Raw genomic sequence first — 9,711 nt, 5'->3', positions numbered from 1 at the left:
CAGCCATGGTGTCCCGTCGGCTCGGCGACTTCGTGGTCCGTGTCATCCCGCAGCGGCCCCGGGGCTCATGTCAGGTCAGTCCTGGTCCTGGCTCTCCGGGGCGAGCAGAATCGCGGTGTGGGTGTGGTGTGCGACCGCATCGCTGACCCGTGGGTCGAACAGTGCCTGAGCGGCGCTGCGGTGGTGCGGGCTCAGCACGATCAGATCGGCGCCGAACTCGTCGGCGGTCTCGGCGATGGCGGCCGCGACCTGGGTGGTGAGCCCCCTCAGGAGGGTGCCCTCGGCCTTGACGCCCTTGTCCCGGAGGGCGGCGAGCGCCTCGTCGAGAACGGCGTGGGCCTCGGTGTCCTCCTCCAGCGGGACGATCGCCACGGCGGAGGCGGCGGAGGCGATGACGTGGACGACGCGGACCTCGGCGTTCGTCAGCTGGGCCAGCTCGCCGGCCAGCCGTACGGCGGAGCGGCGGGCGGGGCTGGGATCGACGGCGACGAGGATGCGCTGGAACACGGACACTCTTCTTCCCCTTTCGGGGCGCGGAAGGTCGACTCGCTGGTCAGGGACGCCGGGTGTCGGCGTGACGGGTCGGCGCGTCCAGCGCCGAACGAGTTCTTCCGCCCCCACGATGTGATCATCTCACCACTCGCGCGCACGGAGGACAGCGGTCCGTGTAATAGCCACTGAACTGCGCAAAGCCGACCGGTGCCGGGCGCGCGGCGTCAGGGCATGGTGAGTTCGATGGCGCGGTCGAGGGCTTGGGGGTGGAGGATCCGGTGGATGCCTTCGAGAAGGTAGTAGTCGGCGTAGGGGAGGGAGACCTCGATGCCGTCTTCGGCGGGTCGGTTGCGGGTGCAGCGGGCGACGACGGCGTCCGCTCGGGTGGAGGCCCTGGTCAGGCAGGTCTCTGCGAGCGCGGTCAGCAGCCGCAGGGCAACGGCGCGGTACTGCTCGCGGCCGGTCGCGGCGGCCAGGTCGAGGAGCCCGCAGGCCATGACGGCTCCGGCGGAGGCGTCCTTGATGTCGTGGGGGTGCTGAGGCGCCCGGTAGTCCCAGACGGGGACATGGTCAGGGGTGAGCGCGCCGATGGCGTACCCGGCGAGCCGTGTCGCCGTGGTGAGGAACTGGGGGTCGGCGGTAGAGGGTGGTGAATCCTTGAAGTGCTCTCCCTGCTAAGGCAGGGAGATTCCTGCCTACCTTGCGGTGGCGGGCTTGGCGCGGCGTGCGCGCCTGACGACTGCCTTCCCGGCAGCCGGGACGAGCGCGTGGCCCGTCCGGTACAGGTGCAAGATGTTCCGCGCTGCGTTGTGGTCGGCGTTGCCCGTCCATCCGCAGTCGGGGTTCTTGCACACGAACAGGGCCTGGGTCTCCCGGCTGCCGGGCGTGGTGAAGCCGCACGCGGAGCAGCGTTGGGAGGTGTTCGGGGCGGGGACCTTGGCCAGGGTGCCGCCGCGTCGGGCGAGCTTGTACGTCAGCATGGTGACGGTGCGGCCCCATGCCTCCCCGCTGATCGAGCGGTTCAGCCCGGATTTCCGGGCGACGTTCTTACCTGGCTGGTCCACGGTTCCCTTGGCGGACTTGACCATGTTCGTGATCGTGAGTGCTTCCACCACGACGGTGCCGTACGTGTCGGCGATCTTGGTGGTGGTCTTGTGCTGCCAGTCCGAGGCCCGGCGCTTGGCTTTCGCGTGGAGCCCTGCGATCTGGTCGTAGGTGTGGTGCAAGCGACGGGAGGTACGTTCGCCGGGCTTGCGGTGCTTCTTGCGGCGGGCGGCGCGCTGCTCCAGGACCAGGAGCCTGGCCTGTTCCCTGACGGTCAGCCATTGACCGTGCCCGTACGTCTGGCCGTCGGACAGGGCGAGGGGGACGGTGATGCCGACGTCGATGCCGGTTTCCGACCCCTGGTGGGGTTGGGGGACGGGTTCGAGGGTCTGGACACGGAAGGCGATGTGCCAGCCGAGCGGGTCTTTGACCAGCCGGGCGCCGGTGATCCGGTTGTCCTTGTCGGCGTGCTTGCCGACGGGGAGGTCTTTGGTCCAGCGGAAGCGGACACGGCCGATCTTCGGCAGGTTGGCCATGCCCCACCGGCGGTGGACCCGGACGATGTTCAGGTCCCGGCCCTGCGGCACGTCCACGGTCAGCGCGGTGCGGAAACGGGCCTTGAAGTTCGGTGCGTCCGTCCGGCCGTCCCAGCAGTTCTTCCACGCCTGGACATACGTTTTCAGAACCGCCTGCGCGGCCTGTGCGGGCAGGACGGCGAGGAAATCGATCTCCTGGCGGGCCTGGCGGATCGCGGCGTCCGCGTTCGCGAGCGTCCGCTTCTCCTTCGGCATCATCTGCCACCAGGCGTGCAGGCAGTTCCACATCGTGCGGGCCGCGTGCGCCTGGCCGTCTGCCTTGAGCGCCATGGCAGGGGGCAGTGCAAGCCGGGCGCGGTGCCCGAACTGCCGTGTCTCCACGCCGTGATCGCTCATGGACGACACGATACAGTATTGGTATATGTCACCACGATGGAATCCAAACCCCGATGTGCGCACGGGCCGTCATGTCGTCTGCGACCTTCATGCCCATTTGGTTTTTGTCACCAAGTACCGGCGGGAAGCGTTCACCGACGTGATGCTGAACCGTTGCGAGGAGGTCATGCGCGAGGTCTGCACGGACTTCGAGGCCGAGCTGAAGCAGTTCAACGGCGAACAGGACCACGTCCATCTTTTGGTGCACTACCCGCCCAAGGTCCAGCTCTCCAAGCTGGTCAACAGCCTCAAGGGCGTCTCCTCCCGCAGGCTCCGCCAGGAATACGACGCCCACGTCCGCCGCTACCTGTGGGGCGGACACTTCTGGTCCGGCTCCTACTTCGCCGGGTCCTGCGGCGGGGCACCGCTGACCGTCGTCAAGCAGTACATCGAGAACCAGCGGCGCCCCGCCGGCTGAGGACAACACAGCGGGCTCGTGCACCAGCGCCGGTCAGAGCGGTCCTGAGACGGCCTTCACCCCCGCCGCAAACGGCGGAGCACTGACCAAGATCAAAGGTAGAGGCCGATCACGCCCAGCGGGCCGGCGATCAGGAACGGCAGACGCCAGCCCCAGGTGAGCATCTGGTCGTCGGTGAGCGCCAGGTTCAGCACGGTGACCAGGGCGGAACCGAGGGCGTAGCCGACGAACGTGCCGAAGTCGAGCCAGCTGGAGAGGAAGCCTCGGCGCCGGTCCGGTGAGTACTCCGCGACGAACGTGGTCGCGCCGCCGTACTCGCCACCGGTGGAGAAGCCCTGCACCATGCGGGCGAGGAGGAGCAGGATCGGGGCGGCGATACCGATCGTGGCGTAGCTGGGGATGAGTCCGATGGCGAAGGTGCCGAGCGCCATCATGATCATGGTCGTGGCGAGTACCTTCTGCCGGCCGACCCGGTCGCCGAGCGGGCCGAAAAAGAGCCCGCCGAGGGGCCGTACGACGAAGGCGGCCGCGAAGGTGGCGAACGAGGAGACCACCTGGGCCCCGGGCGAGGCGCCGGGGAAGAAGACCTTGCCGATGGTGGCGGCGAGGTAGCTGTAGACGCCGAAGTCGAACCACTCCATGCAGTTGCCGAGCGCCGACGCGCCGACCGCGCGCCGCAGCAGCGGGGGCTCGACGACCTGGACGTCACCGCTGTGGAAGGCTCCCTTGTTCCGCCGCAGCCGGCGCGTGAGGTCGTCTCGGACCTGCCGGGGCAGTTCGGCGGCCGCCTTCGGCATCTTTCCCGGACCGGGTTCGCAGAGCCCGTCGGGTACGGCTCCGGCCACGCCGCCTCCCCCTTCCACGATCAGATGTTTCACGAAGCGAATTCTGTGACAGGTGGGAACGCCCCGTACGGGACCCGGCTGCCCCGGAACGGTGAGCTCACACGGGCGCCGGCGATACATCCGGATCCGACACGCCCCGACAGCAGTCCACACCGCCGACTTGGTCTGAACCAAAAAGGAAACAAATATTGACGCCGCCGAACAGGGTGCGTAGGTTCCGGGCCGAGCCGATCGAAGAGCTGTGTCGCCGCGCCGCCGGTGCGCCCCTCCCCCACCTCCGGCTTCGAAGGGACTTGCCATGCACGGTGCCTCATCCGCCTGGAATGTCATGCCCCCGCCAAGATCACGGACGCGGCTCATCGCCGTGCTCGCCTCTCTCGGGCTCGCTCTCGGGCTGATGCTCGGTCTTCCGGCCGCCTCCCAGGCCGCCGGCTCGCTGCCGTGTGACATCTACGCCGCGGCCGGCACCCCGTGCGTGGCCGCGCACAGCGTCACCCGCGCGCTGCTCTCCTCCTACGACGGCCCGCTCTACCAGGTGACCCGCGTCTCGGACGGGGCCACCGCCGACATCGGGCCGCTGGCACCGGGTGGGTACGCCGACGCGGCGGCCCAGGACGCCTTCTGCGCGAACAGCGGCGGCTGCCGGATCACGAAGATCTACGACCAGAGCGGCCGGCACAACGACCTGACGCCCGGGCCCGCCGGCACCGCCGGCACGGGTGCCGACCGCGGCGCCGACGCCTCCGAGATCGCCGTCACCGCGGGCGGGCACAAGGTGTACGGGCTGTGGATCTCACCGGGTGTGGGCTACCGCTACACCGGCGTCGCCTCCGGTGTCGCCGTGGGCGGTCAGCCCGAGGGCGCCTACATGGTGGCCAGCGGTACCCATGTCGGGTCGGCCTGCTGCTTCGACTACGGCAACGCGGAGAGCACCCCGGCGGACACCGGCAACGGGCACATGGACGCCGTGTCGATCGCCACCACCTGTTATTTCGCGCCGTGCAGCGGGAACGGCCCCTGGGTGGAGGCCGATCTGGAGAACGGCATGTTCCAGGGCGACAACGGCTCCAACACGGCGAACCTGGGCAACAGCAGCACCTTCGTGACCGCCGTACTGAAGAACAACGGGCAGACCCGGTATGCCCTCAAGGGCGGTGACTCCCGGTCCGGCGGTCTCACCACCTGGTGGGACGGCGCGTTGCCCACCCGGGGCGGCTATCAGCCCATGCACCAGGAAGGGGGGATCATCCTGGGGATCGGTGGCGACAACAGCAACTGGAACCGGGGCACCTTCTTCGAGGGCGTCATGGTCTCCGGCTATCCCACCGACGCCGCCGAGAACGCCGTCCAGGCGAACATCGTCTCCGTCGGCTACAGCGGACAGACGAACGTGCCCAACGGTCCGCAGGGGACGATCACCGGCCCCGGCGGCAAGTGCGTGGACGTCGCCGCCGACGACACCGGCACCAACGGCGCCGCCGTACAGCTGTGGGACTGCCAGACGTACGCCGAGGACCAGCACTGGACGCACAACCCGGACGGTTCGCTGTCCACGCTCGGCCGGTGCCTCGACATCGAGAACAACGGCACGGCCGGCGGGGCCAAGCTGGAGTTGTGGGACTGCAACGGCGTCGGCGGCCAGAAATGGGTCCAGCAGTCCGACGGCTCCCTCCTCAACCCGCAGTCCGGACACTGCCTCGACTCCCCCAGCGGCGCCACCGCCAACGGCACCCGCCTGCAGATCTGGGACTGCAACGGCGCCACCGCACAGAAGTTCTCGGTGAACGGCGGAGGGCCGGTCAAGGGCCCGGGCGGCAAGTGCGTGGACGTCGCCGCCGACGACACCGGCACCAACGGCGCCGCCGTACAGCTGTGGGACTGCCAGACGTACGCGATCGACCAGCACTGGTACCACGGTTCCGACAACTCGCTGGCCACGCTGGGGCGTTGCCTGGACATCGTGGGCAACGGCACGGCGAACGGCACCAAGGTCGAGCTGTGGGACTGCAACGGCGTCGGCGGCCAGAAATGGGTCCAGCAGGCCGACGGCTCCCTCCTCAACCCACAGTCCGGACGCTGCCTCGACTCCCCCAGCGGCGCCACCGCCAACGGCACCCGCCTGCAGATCTGGGACTGCAACGGCGCCACCGCACAGAAGTTCAGCGTGAGCTGAACGCGGCGCAGGTCAGCGGCCTCTTCCCGGCCTTGGCACTTTTCCGTCGAAGGGTGTCACCAATGCCACTGGGAGGCGGAGAGGCCGCTGATTACCTTCGGTGCGTGCCCGGCAGAGACCGGGTGTTCCGCACTCCGAAGGGCCCTTCATGCACGCCCAGATCGTCCTGATCGACGGCTTCGATCCGCTCGATGTCATCGCCCCCTACGAAGTGCTGTCCGCCGGCGGCACCGCCACGGACGGTGCGGTGACCGTCGAACTCGTCTCGGCCGAAGGGCCGCGCGAGGTCGTCAGCGGTGTCGCCGGGATCGCGCTGCACGCCACCGCCGTACTCGACCCGGACCGCGCGGGACTGGTGCTGGTCCCGGGCACCGCGGGCCGGATCGGCGAACCCGGTGACGTACCCGACCACGAGGCCGGGGCCGCGGAGGTGGGGCAGGACCCGACCGTCCCCGAGCTGCTGGGCCGCACCCTGAGCACCGAGCTGCCCGCGCTGCTCAGGGCCGCGGCCGAGAATCCCGACGTGACCCTCACCGCCGTGTGCGGCGGCTCGGTCGTCCTGGCGATGGCCGGCCTGCTTGAGGGACGCCACGCCACCACCCACCACATGGGCATCGACCTGCTGGATGCCACCGGTGCGCACGCCGTGAAGGCGCGTGTGGTCGACGACGGTGATCTCGTCACCGGCGCCGGTGTCACCTCCGGGCTCGACCTGGGCCTGTACCTGCTGGAGCGCGAGGTCGGCCCACGGGTCGCGCATGCCGTCGAAGAGCTGTTCGCCCATGAGCGCCGCGGCACCGTCTGGCGGAACGCCGGACCGCAGCCCGTCCGGTTCTGAACCGACGCCCCGCACATTCCACGATGAGGAAGAACAACACCATGTCCGCCGAAGGCACTTGGGACCTGTCCATCTCCACCCCCGTCGGCACCGTCAAGGCCGTGGCCGAGTTCCGGTACGCGGACGGCGTCCTCGTCGGCTCCGCGCGCGGGGCGGGAGAGGAGGTGACGCTCAGCGATGTGCTCCTCGAAGACGGCCGGCTCACCTGGAAACAGGCCGTCACCAGGCCCATGCGGCTGAACCTGACTTTCGCCCTGACCCTCGACGGCGACACGCTTACCTCCAAGGCCGGCCGCCTGCCCGCGTCCAAGGTCACCGGCCGGCGCCGCGCTCTCCCGGCGGTCGCGGCACAGTGACCATGACGCAGCTGACAGCGGACCTCCGCCATCTGCGCATCGCCGCGCACCTCGAACTCGTCTCGCTGATCGTCCTGCTGGGCAACCTCGCCACCGCGCATCTGCGGTCCGTCTCCTCCCTGATGGGACCGGCTCACGGCTGCGCCTATCTCTTCGTCGTCGCCGCGACCTGGCGGCTGAAACATGCCACGGCCACCACGAAGGCCACCGCTTTCCTCCCGGGCATGGGAGGTCTCCTCGCACTGCGGCTGCTCACGCGTCCCAGGAGCGCCGAATAGCGCCTGGGTCGCCCCGCCCGTGCCTCCCTTCAGGGCGCGGGCGTGGCCTGACTGTCCGGGTGGCCGTGGCAGCTCCACGGAATGCGGGCGTCGCCTCAGGATGTGAGACTGCTGATCGCCGACGCCCGCAGGCGCTGCTCCGAGGGAGGCGAGGAGGCGAGGTAGGTGGGGACGTCCGATTCCGGTGACGACGCGTTGCAGGAGTTCCTGGCCGACGCGGTCAACAAGACCGAGGACCTCGCCCCCGCCCTGGCCCGCTGTGCCAAGGGGCTCGGGCTGCATCACGCGGTCGCCTACCTCGCCGATCTCCAGCAGCGGCACCTGGTCCCGCTCACGGACGTGACCTCGGTCCTGCCCATCGACGACTCGCTGGCGGGATGGACGTACCGAACGCAGTCGCTGCGGGTCGAGCCGTCCGAGAGCGGGACGGTGACCGCCTGGTTCCCGCTGATCGACGGCGCCGAGCGGCTGGGCGTCCTGGCCGTGCACGCGCCCGTCCTCTCCGCCGCCTCGCTGACCCGCGGCAGGGCACTGGCCACCCTGGTGGCGATGATGGTCACCTCCCGGCGCGCCTACAAGGACTCCTTCGTCCGGCGTACCCGCACCGAACGGATGCGGTTGCCGTCCGAGATGCTCCGCGCGTTCCTGCCGCCGCGAACCATCGGAAACGCCCGCGTGGTCTCCACGGCCGTCCTCGAACCCGCGTACGAGATCGGCGGCGACGCCTTCGACCACGCGCTGACCGAGTCGACGCTGCATGCCAGCGTCCTCGACGCCATGGGCCACAACCTCGCCTCCGGACTCACCAGTGCGCTCTCGCTGGCGGCCTGCCGCAACGCCCGCCGTATCGGTGCCGAGCTGCCGGAGCTGGTGCGGACCGTCGACGAAGCCCTTGCCGAGTGGCTGCCGGACCAGTTCTGCACCGCCGTCCTGGCCGAACTCGCCCTCGACACCGGTGTGCTGCGGTGGTGCAACTGCGGCCACCCCGCCCCGCTCCTCATCCGCGACCAGCGGCTCCTGACGGACGCCCTGGAACGTGATCCGGACCCTCCGCTGGGACTGCCCCACCTGCTGGCCGGCCGCGAGCGCGGTATCCACGAGACGACCCTCCAGCCCGGCGACCGGGTCCTGCTCTACACCGACGGTGTCACCGAGGCACGCACATGGGACGGGGAGTTGTTCGGACTCCAGCGGTTCGCCGACTACGTCATCCGTGCCACCGCCGCCGGCGAGCTGGCTCCGGAGACCCTGCGGCGGCTGATCCACTCGATCCTCGACGTGGAGACCAGCCGGCTGAAGGACGACGCGACGATCTTGCTTCTTGAATGGCAGCCGCCATCGGCCGGCGGACGAGGAGCAGGCTGACAGGCCCGAACTGCGGCGCGGCAGAACGCCGCCGGTGGGCGACGGGCCGGCCGTCATGCGGCCGGCGGTGCATTTCTCGCGGGCCGGGCTCGACTCCCGCAACGTGGAGGCGTGCGGCCGGGCGGCGCGGGAGCCGTCGGAGAGGTGGGACACACGGACAGGGACGCCCCCGTTCCGAGGGTCGTCGTCGGCGTCGACGGTTCGCCTGCCTCCTACGCCGCCCTGCGCTGGGCCGTGCGCTACGCCGGTCTGGTCGGCGGCACCGTGGAAGCGATCGCCGCCTGGGAGCTGCAGGGACTGCAGAGCTGGTCGGGGCCCGCCGCCGACATGGACATCGACGAGGACGACACCCGGCAGGATGCGGCAGGAGCTGACCGAGGTGCTGGGCCCGGACACCGCAGGCTCGGTCACCGCGCATCTGGTGCACGGCAACGCCGCGGACATCCTGCTGCGGGCCGCGCACGGCGCCGAGGTGCTGGTCGTCGGCAGCAGGGCGTGGCGGGTTCGCCCGCGCCCTGCTCGGGTCCGTGAGCCAGCACGTGTCCCAGCACGCCCCCTGCCCCCGTCGTGATCGTCCGCTCCCAGCCGTCCTGACCCGGCGAGCCGCAGCAGGGTACGTAACTGCTCCCGATTCTATCTACAGGCATAGTCGTCTGTAGTCATTTATCATCGGAGGTGTGAAGCTTTCCGAGTGGGCGCGCCAGCAAGGCGTGAGCTACCAGACCGCCTGGCGATGGGTGAAAGAGGGCAAAATGCCCGTGCCCGTCAGTCAGGCGCCGTCTGGGACATGGATCGTCGAGGAGTCCAAGACGGCAGACGGCCGAGTGGTCGCCTACTGCCGCGTCTCCTCCGGTGACCAGAGGAGTGACCTTGACCGGCAGGCCATCCGCGTACTCGAGGGCGCCAACGAGCAGGGCCTGCCCGTCTCCGA

At 69.8% G+C, this 9,711-nt stretch carries 12 protein-coding genes and 1 pseudogene; 9 read left to right on the top strand and 4 right to left on the bottom strand.

Annotated elements, in window-relative coordinates; translation table 11 throughout:
• Positions 1–75: 75 nt before the first annotated feature.
• The 3 genes from ABTY98_RS41715 to ABTY98_RS41705 all read right to left on the bottom strand — a co-directional run bounded on the left by ABTY98_RS41715 (position 76) and on the right by ABTY98_RS41705 (position 2,468).
• Positions 76–507 carry a universal stress protein gene (locus ABTY98_RS41715; protein WP_352226394.1) on the bottom strand — a complete coding sequence of 144 codons (432 nt, stop codon included), beginning with the start codon at positions 505–507 and terminating at the stop codon, positions 76–78.
• Positions 508–716: 209 nt separating this feature from the next.
• On the bottom strand, positions 717–989 hold the full coding sequence (locus ABTY98_RS41710) for a hypothetical protein (protein ID WP_352226393.1): 273 nt from the start codon (positions 987–989) through the stop codon (positions 717–719).
• Positions 990–1,187: 198 nt separating this feature from the next.
• The gene (locus ABTY98_RS41705) at positions 1,188–2,468 is read right to left on the bottom strand and encodes an RNA-guided endonuclease InsQ/TnpB family protein (RefSeq protein ID WP_502994499.1); all 1,281 of its coding nucleotides are present in this window, start codon (positions 2,466–2,468) and stop codon (positions 1,188–1,190) included.
• A gap of 25 nt (positions 2,469–2,493) precedes the next feature.
• Here ABTY98_RS41705 and tnpA point away from each other — a divergent pair, with 25 nt between their 5' ends.
• Positions 2,494–2,925 (top strand): IS200/IS605 family transposase, encoded by a 432-nt coding sequence (gene tnpA, locus ABTY98_RS41700; RefSeq protein WP_352226392.1) that lies wholly within the window; start codon positions 2,494–2,496, stop codon positions 2,923–2,925.
• Positions 2,926–3,020: 95 nt separating this feature from the next.
• On the opposite strand, the pseudogene ABTY98_RS41695 reads toward tnpA, so the two are convergent.
• Positions 3,021–3,722: pseudogene (locus ABTY98_RS41695) on the bottom strand (MFS transporter); the annotation flags it as partial.
• A gap of 346 nt (positions 3,723–4,068) precedes the next feature.
• On the opposite strand from ABTY98_RS41695, the gene ABTY98_RS41690 reads away from it, so the two are divergent.
• From ABTY98_RS41690 to ABTY98_RS41655, 8 genes are all read left to right on the top strand, one after another.
• On the top strand, positions 4,069–5,943 hold the full coding sequence (locus ABTY98_RS41690) for an arabinofuranosidase catalytic domain-containing protein (protein WP_352226391.1): 1,875 nt from the start codon (positions 4,069–4,071) through the stop codon (positions 5,941–5,943).
• 148 nt (positions 5,944–6,091) lie between these two features.
• Positions 6,092–6,781, top strand: coding sequence for a DJ-1/PfpI family protein (locus ABTY98_RS41685; protein WP_352226390.1), 690 nt, complete (start codon positions 6,092–6,094; stop codon positions 6,779–6,781).
• Between the two features lie 41 nt (positions 6,782–6,822).
• Positions 6,823–7,137, top strand: a complete 315-nt coding sequence (locus ABTY98_RS41680; protein WP_352226389.1) for a hypothetical protein — start codon at positions 6,823–6,825, stop codon at positions 7,135–7,137.
• A gap of 2 nt (positions 7,138–7,139) precedes the next feature.
• Complete coding sequence (locus tag ABTY98_RS41675) at positions 7,140–7,415, top strand: DUF3817 domain-containing protein (RefSeq protein WP_352226388.1); 276 nt, start codon at positions 7,140–7,142, stop codon at positions 7,413–7,415.
• Positions 7,416–7,580: 165 nt separating this feature from the next.
• Entirely contained in the window at positions 7,581–8,780 is a 1,200-nt protein-coding gene (locus ABTY98_RS41670; protein ID WP_352226387.1) for a PP2C family protein-serine/threonine phosphatase, read from the top strand.
• Between the two features lie 111 nt (positions 8,781–8,891).
• Entirely contained in the window at positions 8,892–9,311 is a 420-nt protein-coding gene (locus tag ABTY98_RS41665) for a universal stress protein (RefSeq protein WP_352226386.1), read from the top strand.
• Positions 9,296–9,439: a hypothetical protein gene (locus tag ABTY98_RS42475; protein ID WP_502994500.1), complete on the top strand. Its 144-nt coding sequence runs from the start codon at positions 9,296–9,298 to the stop codon at positions 9,437–9,439. Before ABTY98_RS41665 ends, ABTY98_RS42475 begins: the two co-directional genes overlap by 16 nt.
• Before the next feature lie 18 nt (positions 9,440–9,457).
• Positions 9,458–9,711, top strand: a 254-nt coding sequence (locus tag ABTY98_RS41655) for an IS607 family transposase (RefSeq protein ID WP_502994498.1), incomplete at its 3' end; no start/stop codon positions are given.

The organism is Streptomyces sp. NPDC096040 (assembly GCF_040303265.1).
Classification (GTDB): domain Bacteria; phylum Actinomycetota; class Actinomycetes; order Streptomycetales; family Streptomycetaceae; genus Streptomyces.
Note: the sequence above shows the minus strand (reverse complement) of the source record. Positions and strands in the feature narration are given on the sequence as shown.

Coding starts and splice junctions, on each gene's coding strand:
- ABTY98_RS41710 (WP_352226393.1), bottom strand. CDS start 989: ATGGCCTGCGGGCTCCTCGACCTGGCCGCCGCGACCGGCCGCGAGCAG.
- ABTY98_RS41705 (WP_502994499.1), bottom strand. CDS start 2,468: ATGAGCGATCACGGCGTGGAGACACGGCAGTTCGGGCACCGCGCCCGG.
- tnpA (WP_352226392.1), top strand. CDS start 2,494: ATGTCACCACGATGGAATCCAAACCCCGATGTGCGCACGGGCCGTCAT.
- ABTY98_RS41690 (WP_352226391.1), top strand. CDS start 4,069: ATGCACGGTGCCTCATCCGCCTGGAATGTCATGCCCCCGCCAAGATCA.
- ABTY98_RS41685 (WP_352226390.1), top strand. CDS start 6,092: ATGCACGCCCAGATCGTCCTGATCGACGGCTTCGATCCGCTCGATGTC.
- ABTY98_RS41680 (WP_352226389.1), top strand. CDS start 6,823: ATGTCCGCCGAAGGCACTTGGGACCTGTCCATCTCCACCCCCGTCGGC.
- ABTY98_RS41675 (WP_352226388.1), top strand. CDS start 7,140: ATGACGCAGCTGACAGCGGACCTCCGCCATCTGCGCATCGCCGCGCAC.